Annotated in this window: 16 protein-coding genes and 2 tRNA genes; 8 read left to right on the top strand and 10 right to left on the bottom strand. The window is 63.1% G+C overall.

The genetic code is table 11. The features are described 5' to 3' along the window. Positions 1-5 precede the first annotated feature (5 nt). Both FHW58_RS04900 and FHW58_RS04895 read right to left on the bottom strand, forming a co-directional pair. Positions 6-82, bottom strand: a tRNA-Val gene (locus FHW58_RS04900). A gap of 37 nt (positions 83-119) precedes the next feature. Then, positions 120-196 (bottom strand) — tRNA-Val (locus FHW58_RS04895). 141 nt (positions 197-337) lie between these two features. On the opposite strand from FHW58_RS04895, the gene FHW58_RS04890 reads away from it, so the two are divergent. Genes FHW58_RS04890 through FHW58_RS04875 form a run of 4 tightly spaced genes read left to right on the top strand, consistent with a single transcriptional unit; the run spans position 338 to position 3985 of the window. Next, on the top strand, positions 338-1273 hold the full coding sequence (locus tag FHW58_RS04890) for a cation diffusion facilitator family transporter (RefSeq protein WP_179671921.1): 936 nt from the start codon (positions 338-340) through the stop codon (positions 1271-1273). A gap of 5 nt (positions 1274-1278) precedes the next feature. Further along, the gene (locus FHW58_RS04885) at positions 1279-2256 is read left to right on the top strand and encodes a serine hydrolase (RefSeq protein ID WP_179671920.1); all 978 of its coding nucleotides are present in this window, start codon (positions 1279-1281) and stop codon (positions 2254-2256) included. Then, on the top strand, positions 2253-3296 hold the full coding sequence (locus tag FHW58_RS04880) for a serine hydrolase (RefSeq protein ID WP_179671919.1): 1044 nt from the start codon (positions 2253-2255) through the stop codon (positions 3294-3296). Before FHW58_RS04885 ends, FHW58_RS04880 begins: the two co-directional genes overlap by 4 nt. A 47-nt stretch (positions 3297-3343) precedes the next feature. Next, positions 3344-3985 (top strand): CatA-like O-acetyltransferase, encoded by a 642-nt coding sequence (locus tag FHW58_RS04875; protein WP_179671918.1) that lies wholly within the window; start codon positions 3344-3346, stop codon positions 3983-3985. Positions 3986-4079: 94 nt separating this feature from the next. On the opposite strand, the gene FHW58_RS04870 is transcribed toward FHW58_RS04875, so the two are convergent. Continuing rightward, positions 4080-4943, bottom strand: a complete 864-nt coding sequence (locus FHW58_RS04870; protein ID WP_179671917.1) for a LysR family transcriptional regulator — start codon at positions 4941-4943, stop codon at positions 4080-4082. 92 nt (positions 4944-5035) lie between these two features. Between FHW58_RS04870 and gstA the strand changes: the two genes are divergently transcribed. After that, positions 5036-5635, top strand: coding sequence for a glutathione transferase GstA (gene gstA, locus FHW58_RS04865; protein ID WP_179671916.1), 600 nt, complete (start codon positions 5036-5038; stop codon positions 5633-5635). A gap of 86 nt (positions 5636-5721) precedes the next feature. Here gstA and FHW58_RS04860 read toward each other — a convergent pair whose 3' ends face one another. The 3 genes from FHW58_RS04860 to FHW58_RS04850 are packed head-to-tail and all read right to left on the bottom strand — an operon-like array spanning position 5722 to position 9214. Further along, on the bottom strand, positions 5722-7974 hold the full coding sequence (locus FHW58_RS04860; RefSeq protein WP_179671915.1) for a bifunctional (p)ppGpp synthetase/guanosine-3',5'-bis(diphosphate) 3'-pyrophosphohydrolase: 2253 nt from the start codon (positions 7972-7974) through the stop codon (positions 5722-5724). A gap of 7 nt (positions 7975-7981) precedes the next feature. Beyond that, complete coding sequence (locus FHW58_RS04855; RefSeq protein ID WP_179671914.1) at positions 7982-8332, bottom strand: RidA family protein; 351 nt, start codon at positions 8330-8332, stop codon at positions 7982-7984. 6 nt (positions 8333-8338) lie between these two features. Then, positions 8339-9214, bottom strand: coding sequence for an alpha/beta fold hydrolase (locus FHW58_RS04850; protein WP_179671913.1), 876 nt, complete (start codon positions 9212-9214; stop codon positions 8339-8341). 127 nt (positions 9215-9341) lie between these two features. Here FHW58_RS04850 and FHW58_RS04845 point away from each other — a divergent pair, with 127 nt between their 5' ends. Together FHW58_RS04845 and FHW58_RS04840 are read left to right on the top strand one after the other, a co-directional pair. Further along, complete coding sequence (locus FHW58_RS04845; protein ID WP_179671912.1) at positions 9342-10136, top strand: 3-hydroxybutyrate dehydrogenase; 795 nt, start codon at positions 9342-9344, stop codon at positions 10134-10136. Between the two features lie 196 nt (positions 10137-10332). Then, positions 10333-11637, top strand: coding sequence for a dicarboxylate/amino acid:cation symporter (locus FHW58_RS04840; RefSeq protein ID WP_179671911.1), 1305 nt, complete (start codon positions 10333-10335; stop codon positions 11635-11637). Between the two features lie 121 nt (positions 11638-11758). Here FHW58_RS04840 and FHW58_RS04835 read toward each other — a convergent pair whose 3' ends face one another. Genes FHW58_RS04835 through FHW58_RS04820 form a run of 4 tightly spaced genes read right to left on the bottom strand, consistent with a single transcriptional unit; the run spans position 11759 to position 18203 of the window. Further along, positions 11759-12730 (bottom strand): T6SS immunity protein Tli4 family protein, encoded by a 972-nt coding sequence (locus FHW58_RS04835; RefSeq protein WP_179671910.1) that lies wholly within the window; start codon positions 12728-12730, stop codon positions 11759-11761. Further along, positions 12727-14445, bottom strand: coding sequence for a triacylglycerol lipase (locus FHW58_RS04830; protein ID WP_179671909.1), 1719 nt, complete (start codon positions 14443-14445; stop codon positions 12727-12729). Before FHW58_RS04830 ends, FHW58_RS04835 begins: the two co-directional genes overlap by 4 nt. A gap of 9 nt (positions 14446-14454) precedes the next feature. Next, positions 14455-17442, bottom strand: coding sequence for a type VI secretion system Vgr family protein (locus FHW58_RS04825; RefSeq protein WP_179671908.1), 2988 nt, complete (start codon positions 17440-17442; stop codon positions 14455-14457). After that, on the bottom strand, positions 17439-18203 hold the full coding sequence (locus FHW58_RS04820) for a hypothetical protein (RefSeq protein WP_179671907.1): 765 nt from the start codon (positions 18201-18203) through the stop codon (positions 17439-17441). Before FHW58_RS04820 ends, FHW58_RS04825 begins: the two co-directional genes overlap by 4 nt. 151 nt (positions 18204-18354) lie before the next feature. Here FHW58_RS04820 and FHW58_RS04815 point away from each other — a divergent pair, with 151 nt between their 5' ends. Continuing rightward, on the top strand, positions 18355-19188 hold the full coding sequence (locus FHW58_RS04815; RefSeq protein ID WP_179671906.1) for a M15 family metallopeptidase: 834 nt from the start codon (positions 18355-18357) through the stop codon (positions 19186-19188). Positions 19189-19204: the final 16 nt, after the last annotated feature.

Here is a 19204-nt window from a genome sequence, read left to right as displayed (position 1 = left end):
TATACTGGTGGGCGGTGAGGAATTCGAATCCCCGACCCCTTGGATGTCGACCAAGTATTCTAACCAGCTGAACTAACCGCCCGTTGACCTGCTCAATTGTACTGCTTTACTACGAATTCTGGTGGGCGGTGAGGAATTCGAATCCCCGACCCCTTGGATGTCGACCAAGTATTCTAACCAGCTGAACTAACCGCCCGAAGACCAGCATTATAGAGAGCGATCGGAAGAAAAACAAGGGTAATCATCGGAAACATTTCTATTTCTCCTATGAAGACATCAAACCATGGCCGGGCGGACATACATTACACTATTGCTATTCCCATTCGACAAGCCGTCCATGCAAGCACACACCTCGCCCTCGCCGTCCGCCCATCTGCACGAACACCGCGCCGGCGACGCCCGCTATAAACACTACACCGTGCAGCGCAGCCAGTCGGTGCTGGCGTGGTCGCTGCTGCTGACGCTGGGCTTCGCCGTGGTGGAAGTGGTGACCGGCTTCATGTCCAATTCGCTGGCGCTGATTTCCGACGCCGGCCACATGGTCACCGACGCCGCCGCGCTCGGCCTGGCGCTGCTGGCGCAGGTCATCGCCAAGCGGCCGCCATCGGCGCGCCACTCGTTCGGCTTCGGCCGCGCCGAGGCGCTGGCGGCGTTCGTCAACAGCCTGGTACTGCTGTTGCTGGTCGGCTGGATCGGCTACGAGGCGCTGAGCCGCTTCTCGCGTCCGGAACAGGTACATGGCGCCACCGTGTTCATCGTCGCCGGCATCGGCCTGGCGGTGAACCTGGTGCTGGCCTGGCTGCTGTCGCGCGGCGATAGCAATATGAATACGCGGGCGGCGCTGGTCAACGTGCTGGGCGACCTGCTTGGCTCGGTGGCGGCGCTGGTATCGGGCGCGGTGATCTATTACACCGGCTGGATGCAGATCGACCCGTTGCTGTCGCTGTTCGTGGCGCTGCTGATACTGCGCTCGACTGTCGGCGTGCTGCGCGAGTCCTATCACTTCCTGATGGGCGGCGTGCCCGAGCAGATCGACTACATCAAGGTCGGCGCCGACCTGGAGCAGGTGGAAGGCGTGTGCTCGGTGCACGATCTGCACGTGTGGGATATGTCGCCGGGCGAACCGGCGCTGATAGGCCACGTCGAAATCACCGATCTGGCGCGCTGGCCGGACATCCTCCACCGCATCAAGGCCATGCTGCTGGAAAAGCACGGCATCGATCACACCACGCTGCAGGCGGAAGTCGCGCCGCAAGGCAAAGCCCCTTACTGATCGCCATGAAAAAACTTCTGTGCCTGCTGCTGCTGACCGCCCTGCCCGCGCTGGCGCAGCCACTGGAGGAGGTGCTGGCACGCTGGGATCGCGACCAACATCCCGACCTGCGCAGCGTGCTGGTGATGCGCGACGGCGTCATCGTCGCCGAGCGCTACTACAACGGCGAAACCGCCGACACGCTGCACGACATCCGCTCGGCCGGCAAAAGCATCACCGCCCTGCTGGTCGGCGCGGCCGCCGACCGTGGCAAACTCAGCCCGGACGGCCGCATCGACAGTTACTGGCCCGCCGCCAAAGGCACGGCGCTGCAAGGCGTCACGCTGGACCAGGTGCTGACCATGCGCTCCGGCCTGGCCGCCTTCGACGAGGACCCCGCCTCGCCCGGCAACGAGGACAAACTGGACGAGGCCGCCGATCCAATCGCCTTCGCGCTGGCGGTGCCGGCCGACGCCACGCCCGGCACCCGCTACCGCTACAACTCGCTGACCTCGTACGTGGCCGGCATCACCATCGAACAGGCGACCGGCATGGACCTGGAAGCGTTCGCGCGCGAAGCGCTGTTCGCGCCGCTCGGCATCACGCGCTGGCAATGGCTGCGTGACGCCGCCCATCATCCCAAGGGCCAGGGCAACTTGTTCCTGCGCACGCGCGACCTGGCCCGCATCGGCCAGATGGTGCTGGACCAGGGCATGTACCAGGGCCGCCGCGTGATCAGCGCCGCCTGGCTGCGAGCCGCGCTCGCGCCGCGCGTGGCCATTGGCGAGGTGGACCGCTACGCCGACCACTACGGCTATTTCTGGTACCAGAAGACATACGGCAACACCGTCGTGCATTTCGCCTCCGGCAACGGCGGCAACAAGATCTACGTGATTCCCGCCTCGCGGTCGGTGGTGGTGGTGACCTCCAGCGCCTATGGCAAGGGCTACGGCCAGCGCCGCTCCGCCGCCATCCTGCAAGCCATTCTCGACACGCCTCCATGAAACGACGCCACTTCCTGTGCGGCAGCGCCGCCACGCTACTGGGCGCCAGCGCCTTCGCCAACAACCCGGTCGCCGAAGCCTTCGCCGCCAGGCAGCCTTTCTACGGCCTCGTCATGCTGGCGCGGCGCGGGATGCCGGTGTCCGTACAAACCTTCGGGCTGTCGAACATTGAAGACGGCACGCCGGTGCGCGAGGACACGCGCTTTGCCGTCGGCTCCATCTCCAAGTGGCTGACCACCACCACCGTGCTCAAGTTGGTCGAAAGCGGCAAGCTGGACCTGGACGTCACCATCGGCAAGCTGCTGCCGTGGTATCGCGCAGACGGCGCCGACAAGGTAACGTTGCGGCACCTGCTATCCAACGCCAGCGGCATTCCCAACCAGTTTACGCCGGCGCTGAAAGCCGATCCGGAAGTACGCTTCCTGCCGCTGACCACGCGCCAGGCCATCGACCGCTTCTGTTCGGGCGAGCTGATCTTCCCACCCGGCAGCCGCTTCGACTACGTCTCGACCAACTGGTACATCGTCATCGGCATCATCGAAGCAGCGACCGGCATGCCCTACCAGCAAGCGATGCGCGCCATCACGCTTGATCCGCTGAACCTGTCGGCCACCAGCACCGACCGTGCCGGCGCGGCCGAAGCCTACGCCACCATCCAGCCGCCGGCGCGCAAGGTGGACGCGCACCAGCACTACATGGTGGCCTCCGGCGGCTACTACAGCAGCGCCACCGACCTCCTGAACGCCGCCCGCGCCGTCTTCAACGGCGGCTTCCTCAGTCCGCAATCGCTGCAAGCGATGACGCACATTGAAGTGCCGAGCGAAAACTACACGCTGGGCGGCCGCGTCAAAACGCTGGAGCGCAACGGCCAGCGCCACACCTACGCCTGGGAAACCGGCCGCACCGGCGGCTACCGCGCCGTCCTTGGCCACCGCCTCGACGGCGAAGAAACAGTCATCATCCTCAACAACACCGACCTGTCGCAAAAAACGATGGACGAGTTTGCGTATGACCTGCTGGGAGCGACGCTGCCGAAATGAGGCCGACCGCTATAATGCTGTCGCCTCACGAATGAACCACGCCATCTATGCAGAATTTTGAAAAACGCCGCGACCGATACAACGCTTTTGCGTCGTTCGAAAACCCATTGGTCAACCTGAGCTTCGAGCTGGAAGTGCCGGACTTCCGGCCTTACTGCAAAGCGCGCGGGCTGCCGAGCTTCCACTTCTTCTTGTACCACGTGCTGCATGCGATCAAGGGCATCGACAACTACATGTACCGTATCTACCAGGGCGAAGTGATCAAGATCGACGACTTCTGGGCCTCGTATACCGTGCTCAACCAGGACCACAACCTCAACTTCGCGCGCTTCGTGATGACCGACGACCTGAACGAGTTCATCGCCCGCAGCGTCGCTGCAGCCCAGCAAGCGGCAACCTCCACCAAGCTGATCAACACGGCCGAAGGCCTCAGCGAATACGAGCAGCGCCGCAACATCTACATCACCTGCATGCCGTGGCTAAAGCTGTCCGCGATCGAACACCCGATCTACGAGCACAAGACCTACGACATCCCCTCGTTGGCCTGGGGCCGCTACAGCGCCCCGCGCGACGACGGCAAGCTGACCATGACCATGGCCGTGCAAGCCCACCACGGCTTCGTCGACGGCTACCACGTCCACCTGCTGGCCCAAGCGATCGCCACCCGCATCGCCCAAACAATGGCATAAAAGACGGGGTCAGGTCCTCCATTTCTACACGGCCTCAACCGCAACGCGGTTGAGGCCGTGTAGAAATGGAGGACCTGACCCCGGAGTTACGGAGTTACAACTCGCGCAGGAACGCTTGCACCGCCGGCGAAGCGCGGCCGGCGCGAGAGCACACGAGGCCGAATTCGCGATAGAGCCGCGGCTGCAATTGCATCATCCGCAAGCCGCGCTGGTCCTGCGGCAAGGCTGATTCCGGTATCACAGACACGCCCAAGCCCTCGCGCACCAGCACCGCGGCACTGGCCAGATCACGGACCGTGACGCGAATATCGGCCAGCGTCACGCCGGCCTGCTGCGCCAGACGTTGCGCGTGGACATCGCAGCCGCCGGTGGCCAGCACAAACGGCTGGTCGGCCAGCTCCTGCCACGTCACGCCCTGTTCGCTGGAGCGGCGCCCGAGCGCATGCTGCGCCGGCAGCAGCGCCACCCATGCATCGCGGCCGATGATCACCGCCTCGCGTTGCGGCGCCGGATTCAGCACCACGCCCAGCTCGATCGTATCGGCCGCCAGCCACGCCTCCACCTCCTCATCCGTCCCCTCCAGCGCCACCACATCGATGCCGGGATGACGCCGCCTGAACGCCGCCAGCAGTCCCGGCAACACGGTGGCCAACACCGACGGAAATGTCGCCAGCCGGATGCGGCCGGCCTGCAGGCCGCGCGCCGCGTCGCCCAGCGCGCGGATCGCGTCGAATTCCGACAGCATGGTGCGCGCATGCCGCATTACCTGCTCGCCGAACGCCGTCAGGCTGACCTCCCGTTTCTCACGCACCAGCAGGGGTGCGCCCAGCGACGCTTCCATCTGCGCAATCGCCTGACTGGCAGCAGACTGCGACAAGCCGACCTGCTCCGCAGCGCGCGAGATATTGCGCAAGTCCGCCACTGCGGCCAGCAAGCGCCAATGGCCCAAATTCATCATTAGAAAAACTGATAGATAGTTTCTGAAGTATTCATTTTACAGCGGACCGGCGCGCTGGCTACAGTGACGGCTCACCATGAAAGGAAGCCACAATGAAGCTGTATTACGCACCGCAGACCTGCTCGCTGTCGCCGCTGATCGTCCTGCACGAGCTGGGCCTGCCGCATGCATTAATCAAGGTCGACAACCACACCAAGCGCACCGCTGACAACAGGGACTTTCGCACCATCAATCCGAAAGGCTACGTGGCGGCACTGGAACTGGACAATGGAGAAATTCTGACGGAAGGACCGGTCATCCTTCAATATCTGGCCGACCTGAAGCCGGAGGCAAGGCTGGCTCCGCCGCCCGGCAGCTGGCCGCGTGTACGGTTGCAGGAAATGCTGAACTTCATCACCAGCGAGATCCACGCCGGCATCACGCCGCTATTTAACAGCGACCTGCCCGAAGCCGCTCAGGCGATCGTCCGCGAGCGCCTGCTCCGCCGCGTGCCGATACTGGACACCACGCTGCAGCGGCAAGCATGGCTGGTGGGCGACAGCTACACCGTCGCCGATGCTTATCTGTACACCGTCCTGGGCTGGTTCCGCTTCTTTGACATCAGCCTGGACCAATGGCCGGCCATCGCCAGCCACACAAAACGCGTCGCCGCGCGCCCCGCCACGCTGGCCGCAGAGCAAGCGCACGCATAAAAGACGGGGTCAGGTCCTCCATTTCTACACGGCCTCAACCGCAACGCGGTTGAGGCCGTGTAGAAATGGAGGACCTGACCCCGGAGTTAGGCGCGGCGGGCTTCCTGGACGCCGGTGACTTCGGCGATGGCGTTCAGGGCTTTCTGCAGCTGCGCGGTGGCGCCGATTTCAGCCGTGAAGGTCATGCGGGCGAAGCCTTTGGCAGACTGGGTGTTCACGCCGATCACGTTGATTTTCTCGCGCGAGAAGATCTCGGAAATGTCGCGCAGCAGGCCCTGGCGGTCGTTGGCCAGGATGAAGATGTCGACCGGGTAGACCGTGTCGGCGCCGGCGCGGCCCCACTCGGTCACGATCACCCGCTCCGGTGCCTTGGCGCGCATTTCGGCGAAGTTCTTGCACGTGGCGCGGTGGATCGACACGCCCTTGCCGCGCGTGACGAAGCCGACGATGCCGTCCGGCGGCGCCGGTTTGCAGCACTTGGCCAGCTGCGTCATCAAGCCATCCGTCCCCACCACCAGCACGCCCGACTTGGCGCCCTGCTCGACGCTCGATGCCCGGCTCTTGCCGAGGAAGACTTCGTCCACCGGCTCGGCCGGCTCGCCGCTGTCGTGCAGCGCCTGCTCGATGTGGCGCAGGCTGAACTCGTCCTTGCCGACCGACAGGAACAAATCGTCCACCTTGGCGAAGCCGAGCTTGTTGGCCAGCGCCTCCAGGTTGACCGCCGTCTTGCCTTCGCGCTGCAGCGTTTTTTCCACCATGGCGCGGCCGTGCGACAGCGTTTCCTGCATGTCGATGGCGTGGAACCAGGCGCGGATTTTCGAGCGGGTACGGGTCGCCACCGTGTATTCGTCGCTCAGCCAGTCGCGCGACGGGCCGGCGGTGCCGGGGGCGCCCTTGGCGGTGATGATTTCGCAGGTCTGGCCGTTTTTCAGCGGCGTGTTGAGCGGCACCATGATGCCGTCCACGCGCGCGCCACGGCAGCGGTGGCCGACGTCGCTGTGCAGGTGATAGGCGAAGTCGATCGGCGTGGCGCCGACCGGCAGTTCGATCACGCGCGCTTGCGGCGTCAGCACGAAGATGCGGTCGTCCAGCGCCGCGGCCTTGAGTTTTTCCACCCACTCGCGCTGCTGGTCTTCCTCGCCGACCACGGCGTCGGCGACGTCGGTCTTCCACGCCAGCAGCTGGCGCAGCCAGGCGATTTTTTCGTCGTACTGCTGGGCGGTGAAGGTGGAGCCGCCGGTTTCCTTGTAGCGCCAGTGCGCGGCCACGCCGTATTCGGCGAAGCTGTGCATCTCCTGCGTGCGGATCTGCACTTCCAAGGGCCGGCCATCTTCGGCCGTCACCACCGTGTGCAACGACTGGTAGCCGTTCGGCTTGGGTCGCGAGATGTAGTCGTCGAATTCCTTGGGAATCGGCGTCCAGATATTGTGCACCACGCCCAGCACGGTGTAGCAGGTCTTGACGTCGGCGACGATCACGCGGAAGGCGCGCACGTCGTACAGGTCGGTAAAGTCCAGCTCCTTGCCCTTCATCTTGCTCCAGATGGAGTAGATGTGCTTGGGCCGGCCGAACACCTCTGCCTGGATGCCGGCCGCCGCCATCTCCGCTTGCAGCCGCGCGATGGCGTTGGTGACGAAGCCTTCGCGCATCATGCGCTTTTCTTCCAGCATCTTGGCGATGCGCTTGTACGTTTCCGGTTCGATGAAGCGGAACGACAGGTCCTCCAGCTCCCATTTCAGCTGCCAGATGCCGAGACGGTTGGCCAGCGGCGCGTACAGGTCCAGCGTTTCGCGGCCGTAGGCGGCGGTCATGTCGTTGAACAGCTTGATGTCGGCAAAATAGCGCAGCGTGGTCACGCACGACGCCAGCCGCACCAGCACCACGCGCATGTCGGAGGCCATGGCCAGCAGCATCTTGCGCAGTGTTTCGACCTGCGCCACCGCCAGTTGCTGGGCGTTGCGGCCACGGCCGGGCGCGGCGGCGCCGCTTTGATTTTGCGTCAGCTCACGCAGGCGGATCAGCTGGCGCACGCCGGACACCAGCTCGTTGACGTCCTGGCCGAAGCGCGGCTCGATGACGGCGGCCTGTTCGGTGTCCAGCACGGTCAGCTCGAACATCAGGCCGGCCAGGCGCGTTTCCAGGTCGGTGCGCAGAAAGGCCAGCGTGCCGGCCACGCCGACCGCGAAGTCGAGCGCCGGCTGGCCGCTGCTGCATAATTTGTCGGCGTAGGCGGTGCTGGCGAATTCCAGCGCCGCCAGCATGCGGGCGCTTTCGTCGGGCGTCAGGCCTTGCACCAACTGCTCCGACGTGACGCTGTTCAGCGCAGTGGTCGATACCATGATGTTCCTAGCGCTGCGCGGCGATGACGACGATTTCCACCAGCCACTTCGGATCGGCCAGCTTGGCCTCGACCGTGGCGCGCGGCGGCGTGTGGCCCTGCGGCACCCAGGCGTCCCACTCCTCGTTCATGCCGGCGAAGTTGGCCAGGTCGCTGATGTAGATCTGGCAGCTGAGGATGCAGGTCTTGTCGCTGCCGGCTTCGGCCAGCAGACGGTCGACGTGGCCCAGCACCTCGCGCGTCTGGCCGCGGATGTCGGCCGAGGTGTCCTCGGCGATCTGGCCGGCCAGGTAGACGGTGTTGTTGTGAATCGCCACTTCGGACAGGCGCTTGCCCACGTGCAGTCGTTTGATTTCCATACTTGTTTAACCTAACAGGAATTGCTTTGCTATTTGAATCTGGTCGTCGTGGATGAAGGTCGGCGCGTGGCCGACGTTCGGAATTTCCACCAGTTGCGCCTTGGGGCCGCGCTGCGTCATCTGCTGCGCCGTTTCCGGCGACAGCAGGTCCGACTGGGCGCCGCGCAGCAACAGCGTCGGACAGGTGATGGCGTCGTAGGCGGCCCACAGCATGGCCTGGTCAGCCTCGGCCTTCTCGGGCGTGGCCGAGCGGAACGGCAGGGCCAAGCCCATATCGTAATGGCGCACCCACTTGCCGTCCTTGTCCTGGCGCAGCACGTCGGCGGCCAGCTTGTGCCATTCGTCCTCGGTATGCTCGCCGAAGGAGACGGACACGTCGCGCACAAACCTGGCGCCCTGCTCAAAGCTGTCGAAGCGCAGGTCCTGGCCGATGTAGTCGCCGATGCGCTGCATGGCCTGCGTGGCCAGCGTCGGGCCGATGTCGTTCAGCACCAGCTTGCGGATCGGGTTGCCCGGCAGCGACGCCAGCCCCATGCCGATCAGGCCGCCCATCGAGGTGCCGAACCAGTCGACTTGCTGATGCTCGTCCGGCAGCACGCGTGCCAGCAGCGTCACGATGTCGCTGACGTACTGCGGAATCACGTACAGCTGCGGGTTGCGCAGCCAGTCCGAGCGGCCGCGGCCGACGATATCCGGGCAAATCACGCGGTAATCGCTGGCGAAGGCGCGCGCCATACTGTCGAAGTCGTCGCCGACGCGGGTCACGCCGTGGACGCACAGCAGCACATTGGGATTGCCCTCATCCCCCCATTCTTTGTAGGACATGCGATGCAGGCCGGCCAGCGACAGACATTGAACGGACTTTATTTTTGCTTCGAGCATGCGGTTCCCTTAATGGTTATTTAAACTTATGCAGATGTTCAGACATACCATTTTACCGCGTTGTGGCTAAAATCTTAGCGAAGTGTAACGCAGCGCGCATTCAATCACCAACCCTCCAGAGGACAGTATGGCAAACAAGACTTTGAACGGCAAAACGGCACTGGTCACCGGATCGACCTCCGGCATCGGTTTGGGCATTGCCCGCGCACTGGCGGCGGACGGCGCCAACGTGCTGCTGAACGGCTTTGGCGACGCCGGCGAGATCGAGCGGCTGCGGGCCGATCTGGCCGCGGAGTTTGGGGTGCAGGTCGCCTATCACAACGCCGACATGACCAAGCCGGACGACATCGAGGCCATGATCCGCTACGCAGAAGACAAGTTCGGCGGCGTGGATGTGCTGGTGAATAACGCCGGCATCCAGCACGTGGCCAACGTCGAGGACTTCCCGGTGGCCAAATGGGACGCCATCATCGCCATCAACCTGAGCTCGGCGTTCCATACCTCGCGGCTGGTGCTGCCGCGCATGCGCGAGAAAAACTGGGGCCGCATCATCAACCTGGCGTCCACCCACGGACTGGTGGCATCGGCCGGCAAATCGGCCTACGTCGCCGCCAAGCACGGCCTGATCGGCCTGACCAAGGCCAACGCGCTGGAAACCGCCACGACCGGCGTGACGGTCAACGCCATCTGTCCCGGCTTCGTGCTGACGCCGCTGGTACAGAAACAGGTCGACGACCGCGCCACCCGGGACGGCATCAGCAACGAGCAGGCCAAAAAAGCGCTGTTAGCGGACAAACAACCTTCCGGCGAGTTCGTCACGCCGGAAGAACTGGGCGCGCTGGCGGTCTTCCTGTGTTCCGACGCGGCCAGGCAAGTGCGCGGGGTGGCATGGAACATGGACGGCGGCTGGGTCGCCCAATAAGGGGCGCGGACGGCGCCGTCCCACCCCGCACACCGCGGCAGCCAGGGTCTGCCCCCGCACGGGGCCAGACCTTTCCGTCCGGGGTACTGCAAGCAGGCGCAGATATCACCACCGCGAATTTGCGGGTTTCCACAATAGTGATATCTGTCCGCCTGAGCGATGATGCACTCCTCACAGAAACACACGAGGAGACCCCGTGAAAAAACCATTCTATAAAGTCCTGTACGTACAGGTCCTGTTCGCCATCGCCTGCGGCATTCTGCTGGGCGTGTTCTACCCGGACAGTGGCGTGGCCATGAAACCGCTGGGCGACGGCTTTATCAAACTGATCAAAATGATCATCGCCCCGGTGATCTTCTGCACCGTGGTATCCGGCATCGCCGGCATGCAGGACGTGAAGAAGATCGGCCGCGTGGGCGGCAAGGCGCTGTTGTACTTCGAAGTGATTTCCACCTTCGCGCTGGTGATCGGCCTGTTCGTGGCCAACCTGGTCAAGCCGGGCGCCGGCTTCAACGCCACTGCCGCCACGCTGGACACCAAGGCCATCGAGCAGTACACCACCAAGGCGCACCCGCTGACCACCACCGACTTCCTGATGAACATCATCCCGAACACGGTGGTCGACGCCTTCGCCAAGGGCGACATCCTGCAAGTGCTGCTGATCGCCATCCTGTTCGGCTTCGCCATCTCGCTGCTGGGCGAGCGCGGCAAGCCGCTGGTCAAGCTGATCGACGACGCCTCGCACGCCATCTTCGGCGTGGTCAACATCGTCATGAAAGTCGCCCCGATCGGCGCGTTTGGCGCCATGGCCTTCACCATCGGCAAATACGGCATCAAATCGCTGCTGCCGCTGGCCACCCTGATGGGCTGCTTCTACGCCACCTGCGCCATCTTCGTCATCGTGGTGCTGGGCACCGTGGCACGCCTGACCGGCTTCTCGATCGGCCGCTTTATCCTGTACATCAAGGAAGAACTGCTGATCGTGCTGGGCACCAGCTCGTCGGAATCGGCGCTGCCATCGCTGATGCGCAAACTGGAACGCCTGGGCTGCCCGAAATCGGTGGTGGGCCTGGTGGTCCCGACCGGCTACTCGTTCAACCTGGACGGCACCAACATCTACATGACCATGGCCGCCCTGTTCGTGGCCCAGGCCACCAACACCGAGCTGACGCTGCTGCAGGAACTGACCATCCTCGGCGTGGCGATGCTGACCTCGAAAGGCGCGTCGGGCATCACCGGCGCCGGCTTCATCACGCTGGCCGCGACGCTGCACGTGGTGCCGGACATTCCGGTGGCCGGCATGGCGCTGATCCTGGGCATCGACCGCTTCATGTCGGAATGCCGCGCGCTGACCAACTTCGTCGGCAACGGCGTGGCCGCGATGGTCGTGTCGAACTGGGAAAAAGAACTGGACCACGACAAGATGAAGGCCGAACTGGCCAATCCAGGCTCGACCGTGCAAGCCGACGACCTGGAACCAATGGAGCCGGTGCGCGCTTAAGCCCGTCCGTTTCCACTGAACGCCCCGCCCGGCAACACGCCGCGCGGGGCGTTTTTTGATACCGCGTCGCAAAATCTAGCGCTCATGGTTTATTTAGACAAGCAGCTTAGAAGCGTGCGTTTCACCGGGGCCGTATGGTTCTAGTGACGCTATCCCACAATGCCAACATCCCTGCTTCGTCCTTTGCACTATTTCCTTTTACTGTCATTTCGAAGTGAATTTTAGGCGCGGCCGGCGACGGTGCCGCTCGCATCGTTTCCAGGGTAAAGCCTAGTTGTTTTTCTTTCTCCTCCCCCAACTCGACAGAAGCCCCCCATTCCTGGGCTTTCATGCCAGACACCGTCAATTCACCTTTTCGCAGCACCGATTCTCTGGCCTCAAATTTTCTTAGCAAAGAGTCTGGGCCGCCAACGCGCTGCAATAGCGATTCAGCATCATCGGGACGGAAGGTGTCGACATCGACGGCAAATACGATGTCGGGCGAAGCAGGGTTCTTAAAGCGTAAGGTGGCCGATTCGGCGCGATATGACCCGCTCACGCTTAGTCCACTAAAACAAAATGATCCTGGCGCATCGTTTGGCGTCTCTTGAGGCGCAATATTTTTCATCAGCGCAAACAGCAATTCTTCGGCCTGCGGAGCCTGATTTTTATATGAGTGAATGGTCGCGACCAAGTACTGATCGCGAAGCAGCCAATGGATCTCGCTCTGATAGGCGTCGGCTATCTCATTGACCCGATACAGCACTGCGCCATCGGGCAACTCACGGGTGAGCGTCAGCTTGTCCGTCTCGCCGTGGCTAGCATCTGCCAACTCCGCTTGGCGTGTCTTGATCGCTGCAACGAACGCGGTCTGGTTTTCTATTGGTTTGACACGCACATCGATTCGGGCGCTTTCGACCGCAACCTGTTGAGGAGTAAATGCGGCTGAGGCACCGGACTTTAGGCCGTACCCGTCCGGCAAGTCCACAAGACTACGTCCAATACACTGTGTTTTCATGACTGAATTTGTTTTTATGTGGGTTACAGGGGCATTTTTTCTTGCGTCACATCCGACAACAAGCAAAAAAAAGAATACGCTGACAAAAAATTTCATAGTTGAGCCAATGCGACTATCTTTGTTATTGCATAGTGGGTGACACGTTGTGCAGTCGGATCTTTATAAGATGGTTCATGTGAAAAGCCATGTAGCCGGAACTGCTGGCGAATATGGCTTCCACCATCACGTCGAGGCGCCATGCCGGAGCTTGCGGGCACGGTACCATCTCCCCTGCCATCTTGCATGGCACATTGAATTTCCCAAAAACTGGTGTCATAGGTAACCACGCTCCCACCGAACGGGCCGTAAGTTGACTGTACTTCGGTTGCCCCTCCAACAAAGATCTTATTTTTGCCTGACTCTCGCACCATATTGTGCGTGTAGACGGTAGCCTGACGCTCTGTCGGTGGTTTCCCCTGCTCTGGCAGCAAGCCTTTACGCATCTGCCACTTGATGTTCTCAAAACTGGCTTGCGCGCCCTCTCCCGCACCATAGTAAATGAATGTATGCGGATGATAACGCCCGGAGATTTTGTTATGAAAATCTTTCGCTCGCATGACGTTTTTGCTGAACTCATTCCAGTCTATCGGCGTTCCGTTAGCCGGCGATAACCACTCTTCCCTCACCAGTCCCCACCAACGGTCTTTAACCAAATAAATTTCTTCATAGGGATCAGCAGCGGGCAGATTCAGAATGTTCTTGCCCTGTGAATCGGATACCGATAGCCAGCGTGGCCGATACCCATGCGCCGGCAATAATTGCAGCGCTCCCGGCGCTTGCGCAAATACAGCAGTCACCTCTTGCCCCGAAGAGCCTATCACCAGCGCCGCGCCAAAATCCTCGTCTCGCATTCCCACCTTGCAACGTCGATAGGCAACGGCAGCGCCGACAGCAGGCATAACACCATGGACAACACCCGCGATTTTATCCTGCATGCCAGGTAACTGTGCGCAAAAGCGGGCAACGAGTCCTCCCATTGAATGAGTAACTAATATCACCTGATGACACTTGTAAGCTCCTCTGTTATTTTCCGCGATAATTTTTTCTATTCGCGCCTTAAGCCTTGCTCCGGCCACTTCATTGGAGGCAAGCCAGTTGTAGCCACAGGCATAAACAGGGAAGCGGCATTTAGCGCGCTTTAATAAATCATCAGACATAATCGGAGCGGTGACATGCCCTTCCTCGGCCATCACAGGCAAACCATTCATTACCATGGGAATGCCGGGATAAAGTTTGGGTTCAGGGCGGGGCGCTCCGGGTGTCGGCGTGGCACTGATGGAAGTGTAAAAAAAGTCCTGCCATTGAGCTGGATTAAACCCTTGCCCGTTCATCTTATCTTCTAACCAAAGCAAGAATTCATGATAGCTGGTTTCACCTACCTCTCCCCAACCACGTTCCGTGTAAGTCTCGCGGCGGCTGACTGACCCCGCGATTTTCTTGGGCACATTCCCGTCCTTGTAGACATTCGTCCGCTGTGGATGTAATACTTGCTGGCGCGCCCCCGGGCCTTTGCTAGCCCAGCGCCATGCCAACCCGATCGGCTGTCCTCTTGTACTGTTAAGCAGCCAAACTGGCTCTCCGTCCAAATCAGCTAAATTGCTGCCCATAATCCCGGGCACAAAAATAATCGGCAGCGAAACCATAGGCGGCAAAGTCAGCTTGACTGTATCGAGCAAGCTGCTGCCGGTCAGTTGCCAGTCGAAGGTCGGCTTGCCATTGGCGTCGAATCGCGCCTGTTGGCCACGCTCTCTGTTGGGTGGTACTGATGACATCACGAGTCCTTATTTCGCAACACCTAGAATAACGATTTGCAAATTCTCCGGCCTGAAGCCGCTCTGCAGTGGAATTCGGCCTTCGCCGTCGGTGACACCTTCAATACGGCCGCCGTCCTCCTTGACGATGGCATAGCGCATGTTTTTGATAGGATCGCCAGCGGGATCCAACAGTTGGAACTTTTCATCGAACGCCAATGTCCCGCGTGGCAACAAAGGCATGTCCGCGCTAAGGCTGGCCGCGCCACCAAAATTTTTCTTGCCGGCATGGATAGTCAACTTGCCGGGGCACTGCACCGTGATGTTGCCGCCCTCGATGGTGATGTTGGCGCCGCCGGCGGTGGACAGGCTGATGCGCTTGGCCGCCGCCCAGTCCACGCTGGCGTTAGCGCTGACGATGTTGATGTCGTCGCGCGCCTGCACTTTCAGTTCGTCGGCCTGGGCCTGGACGTCAATGGCGTCCTTGGCGGCGACCAGCTGCATGCCCAGCCCGCCCTCGCCGGCCTTGACCGCGCCGCCCAGCACGCCGATAGCCTGGCCGCTGTGCGCGCGCAGCTGGCCGCCGACCATGAGCTGGCTGTCGTTGCCGCTCATGAGCGAAATGGTTTCGCCGCTGGCCATTTGCACCGCCGCGCCGGAGGTGACGCCGATGCCGCGCTTGCCGCTGATGGCGATGATCGGCGCGCTGGCGTGCGGCAACTGGTCGTCGCCCGGTGCGGTTTTCTTTTCCGCAGCATCGGCCTTGGCCGCGTCGAGGCTGGCGTTGCCGACCATACCCGACACCGCCGTCAGCATCGCCTGCAGCGGCGGCGCGTTCGGATCGAGCGTGCTGGCGTTCGCCTTGGCCGCGCCGATATGGCCGGCCAGCGCCACGGTTTCATGCGTCTTGGCCGCGTCACTAAAGGTTTCCCCTAGCTTGACGGCTTGCTTGAGCAACGCGATGCCGGCGGCGTTGTCGCCGGCCGGATCGCGCCGCATGGCGCTGTGATCGAGTTTGTAGCTGGAGATCAATAGGCCGGCGCCGGCGCGCACTGCGCCGTAAGCATCGGTGCGCAACTCGGCGCCCTGTCCGCGCAGACTGCCGCGATAGTTGTCGGCGCTGTGGATCAGGTGGCCCAGATTCAGTTCGCTGGCGGCGTGGGTGGAGCGTAGCTGCACGCGGCCTTGGGCGTCGGTGTCGTCGAATAGCAGCTGGTTATAGCCGGAGCCGCCGAATTCCTTGCTGCGCACGCCCCACAGCGCGGCGGCGTTACGGTGGCCGCTACTGTCGCCCGACGCACCGTGCCACAGCGGGCTGTTGCCGCCGGCAATGTTGCCTTGGGCAGACACCGCATGATCCGAGGCGGGCTGGAAGATCGATGATGCGTCGTCACCGTCGTTGGCGCCCCCTGGCGTAGGCGCCACACCGCCCTCGCCCTGGCCGTTGTACAGCGCACCGATGATGATGGGCCGGTCGATGTCGTTCTCGATGAATTGCACCAGCACCTCCTGGCCGATGCGCGGCAGGAACTGGCTGCCCATGCCGCCGCCCGCCGAGCGCTGCGCCACGCGCACCCAGCAGGTGGCGCCGCCGCTGTCTTGCCAGTGGTAGCGGATGCGCACGCGGCCCAGCTTGTCGCAGTACAGTTCGTCGGCGCCGGCCGGGTGGCTCAGGCCATCAGCGCCGACCACGATCGCGCTCTGGGCGCCGCGCGCGGTCGGCTTCGGATGGCTGCGGCCGTCGCTGCCCGGCAATTGCGGACGCCAGATGACGTCGGCCGCCACCGCGTCAAAACGGTTGGCGTAGCCGCTCTGGCGCGCTTGGGCGATGGTCAGGGCGAAGTCGTCGGGGGCGTCGGCGGCTACCCCTTGCAACAGTTCAGGAATCGGCCCGAACAACTCGGCCAGCGCCTGCTGCGCCGGCGACGGCAGGTTGTTGACGCCGACGCTACGTACGCGCAGCAGAACGTAGGCCTGCTCGCCGTCTGTGCTCAGCGGCCCTTGTGTGAGCGTGAAGCGGGTGCCGGCGGCCATGGTGCGCACGGTCGAGCGGCCATGCCACAGCTGGGCGGCGGCTTCCCGGCCCTGCATCTGGATGTCGGCATAGCGCTGCGCCTGCGCGGCGTTGGCGTAGGCATATTGGCCGGGCACGTCGTAACTTTCCAGCGGCGGCAGCTTGCCGGATGGCAGCCGCGACGGCGTGCTGGCGTTGACGGCTTGCTTGGCCTTGTAATCGTAGCTGAGCAAGGTGGTGAGCGATGCCGTCACGCGGCGCCGCGCCTGCAGCGCCTGAATGGTGTCGGACGCCTCACCGACGCGCGCGCCGTGAAAGCGGATGCCCCCGCCGGCCACGCTGCTGGCGTCTTCCGGCGTGGCGCTGAGCTGGCTGCTGTCGGCAAACAGCACCACGGCCACGCCGTCGTCGGTGTGTTCGTAGCGCCAGGCCAGGCCTTCTTCGGTCAGCAGGCGTTGCACGAACTCCAGGTCGGATTCGCGGTATTGGCAGCAGTAGCTGCGCGCGACGGCGTCGGCCATGAACGGTTCAGTTTCCTCGCTCCAGCGCCATTGCGCCCGCGGCGCATAGCCTTCGAAGATTTCGTCGACGATTTCCACTACCGTGCGGTCTTGCCACACGCGGCTGTTGCGGACCTGGCCCAGGCGCCACAGCCACGGCGTCAGGCGCAGGCGGAAGCGCGCCAGGCCACCTTCGCTGCCCAGCATGGCGGCTTGCGTGATTTCGCCGCGGAAGTGGGTGCGCGTGCCATCGGCCAGGCTGACGGCCAGCGCGGCCTGCTTGCCCAGCAGCGGCGCCAGTTCAACCGAAGCGTTGGTGGACAGCACGATAACGTCGCGCGGGCCGACGCCCTGCACGCTGTCGTCGGCGGCAAACGCTTCGACCAGCAGGCCGCCGGAGCCCAAGTCGGTGTCGTCGTCGCCACCCAGGCTCAGTTCGTACAGACGGGTGGCGCTGGAGAACTGGGCCAGTGTGGACAGGACTGTTTGAAGCGCGGCACTCATGATTCGGCAGCAGTTTTCACCGCCGCCGGCTGCTTGCACTCAGGCTCCTTGCTGGCGGTGGTCGCGCACAGGTGGGCGCGGCATTGGGCGGCGCCCGCTTCGTTCATGCGGCCGCATTGCTTCAGCTGGTAGGCCGGCGTCGAGGGTTCCTTGGATGGCGTCTTGGCCGACTGCACATGGGTCATCAGCGCGGCCAGCAGCGTGACGTCGTTATCCGGCTGCGCTTTGGGCTTGGGCTTGGCCTCGGTCTTCTTGGCGACCTGCGCCGGCTTTTGCGCCGCCTTCTCGGTTTTCTTGTGCTCCGGCTTGTGCGGCTTTTCCAACGCCGCCGTCAACTCGGCGTGCGGCGCCTTGGGCGGAATGTCGTTCAGCACCTCTTTCAGCGAACGGGCGTCAGCTGGCGCACTGACGGCGGCCGTGTCTTCGACGATAGTGGCGGCGGGCGCTGCCGGCGCCGATGCGGCGGCGGACGGCGCAGCCGGCGCAGGCGCAGCCGCCGGCGCGGCGGCCACGGTCAATACCGGTTCCGGCTCGGCGGCCAGCCAGATGCCAATACCGGCGGCCAGCACCACGATGCCAACGGCAGCCGCCAGTAGCACGGGCTTGCGGGCCCGCTTGGCGGCCGGCGCGGCCGACGCGCCGCCTGCTGGCCGGCGTTCCAGGCCATCAAACACGCTGGTGCGCCCAGATTCCGCCTGCGGCGCCTGCGACAGCAGGCTGGGACGGCCGCTGGACGGACGGCGGTCTTCTTCACGTTGCAAAATCAGCTCCCTTGTTAATTTCGCACGACTTTACGACAAACAAGAAAAATGTGCCGCACGACTCGGCAATTCAATCGTGCGCGGGCTTGTCAGATCCCTAATATATACTCAGAGCAATGCTTTTTAGACATTAGTCTGCGCTGAGGGTGATGTGTTTTTACTGGTGGTAACTCTTTATTTTGTGCTCGCGTGCTTCATCAGCTGGATGGTGCTGTTCCCGTCCGGGCGCGAATTCGTGGTGTCGGCACTGGCCGGGGCCAATGCGCGCCTGCAGCAAAAGCTGGGCCGTCTGGCCGATCGCCGCCGCGCCGAACTGGGTGCGTTGGGTCGCACCGGCAAGGCATCGGTGGGCGGTCTGCGCGACTTTTTCGCCGAGCATTACCTGCTGTGCCTGGGCGGCCTGGCGCTGCTGACGATGCCGCCGCTGCTGGCGCTGTTGCTGGCGCGGCCGTCGCTGAATGGCTTCGACAGCTCGACGCGCGAGGTCAACACGCAAGTGGCCGGGCTATTGGCGGGCGAGCAGCTGGTGCCGCCGCCTGCGCTGCCGCCGCTGGTGTTCACCACCGCCGAGGTGCAGCTGGAGCGGCCGATGCTGGTGTCGGCCAGCCGCGACTGGGCGCTGCTGGACAGCGTCTACGCGCAGCGCCTGTTGATGGTGTTCCGCATCATGAAGGAAAAATATGGCTATGACATGGCGCTGCTGGAAGGTTACCGCAGCCCGGAGCGCCAGAACACGCTGGCGGCGATGGGGTCGAGCGTGACCAATGCCGCCGCTTTCCAGAGCTGGCACCAATATGGCCTGGCTGCCGACTGCGCATTCCTGCGCGACGGCAAGCTGGTCATTTCAGAACGCGATCCGTGGGCCATGCGCGGCTATCAGCTGTACGGTGAAGTGGCCGAATCGATGGGGCTGACTTGGGGCGGGCGCTGGAAGATGATGGACTTCGGGCACACGGAGCTGCGCCGCACCGGCGTGATGAAATAAGAGGAGACGACAAGTA

Origin of the sequence: Duganella sp. 1224 (genome assembly GCF_013408245.1) — a bacterium.
GTDB lineage: Bacteria > Pseudomonadota > Gammaproteobacteria > Burkholderiales > Burkholderiaceae_D > Rugamonas.
This window is presented reverse-complemented; position numbering and strand designations above follow the sequence as displayed.

What these genes read in the sequence shown, in the direction of transcription:
- FHW58_RS04890 (WP_179671921.1), top strand. Translation starts at nt 338, where the DNA reads ATGCAAGCACACACCTCGCCCTCGCCGTCCGCCCATCTGCACGAACAC.
- FHW58_RS04885 (WP_179671920.1), top strand. Translation starts at nt 1,279, where the DNA reads ATGAAAAAACTTCTGTGCCTGCTGCTGCTGACCGCCCTGCCCGCGCTG.
- FHW58_RS04880 (WP_179671919.1), top strand. Translation starts at nt 2,253, where the DNA reads ATGAAACGACGCCACTTCCTGTGCGGCAGCGCCGCCACGCTACTGGGC.
- FHW58_RS04875 (WP_179671918.1), top strand. Translation starts at nt 3,344, where the DNA reads ATGCAGAATTTTGAAAAACGCCGCGACCGATACAACGCTTTTGCGTCG.
- FHW58_RS04870 (WP_179671917.1), bottom strand. Translation starts at nt 4,943, where the DNA reads ATGATGAATTTGGGCCATTGGCGCTTGCTGGCCGCAGTGGCGGACTTG.
- gstA (WP_179671916.1), top strand. Translation starts at nt 5,036, where the DNA reads ATGAAGCTGTATTACGCACCGCAGACCTGCTCGCTGTCGCCGCTGATC.
- FHW58_RS04860 (WP_179671915.1), bottom strand. Translation starts at nt 7,974, where the DNA reads ATGGTATCGACCACTGCGCTGAACAGCGTCACGTCGGAGCAGTTGGTG.
- FHW58_RS04855 (WP_179671914.1), bottom strand. Translation starts at nt 8,332, where the DNA reads ATGGAAATCAAACGACTGCACGTGGGCAAGCGCCTGTCCGAAGTGGCG.
- FHW58_RS04850 (WP_179671913.1), bottom strand. Translation starts at nt 9,214, where the DNA reads ATGCTCGAAGCAAAAATAAAGTCCGTTCAATGTCTGTCGCTGGCCGGC.
- FHW58_RS04845 (WP_179671912.1), top strand. Translation starts at nt 9,342, where the DNA reads ATGGCAAACAAGACTTTGAACGGCAAAACGGCACTGGTCACCGGATCG.
- FHW58_RS04835 (WP_179671910.1), bottom strand. Translation starts at nt 12,730, where the DNA reads ATGAAATTTTTTGTCAGCGTATTCTTTTTTTTGCTTGTTGTCGGATGT.
- FHW58_RS04830 (WP_179671909.1), bottom strand. Translation starts at nt 14,445, where the DNA reads ATGTCATCAGTACCACCCAACAGAGAGCGTGGCCAACAGGCGCGATTC.
- FHW58_RS04825 (WP_179671908.1), bottom strand. Translation starts at nt 17,442, where the DNA reads ATGAGTGCCGCGCTTCAAACAGTCCTGTCCACACTGGCCCAGTTCTCC.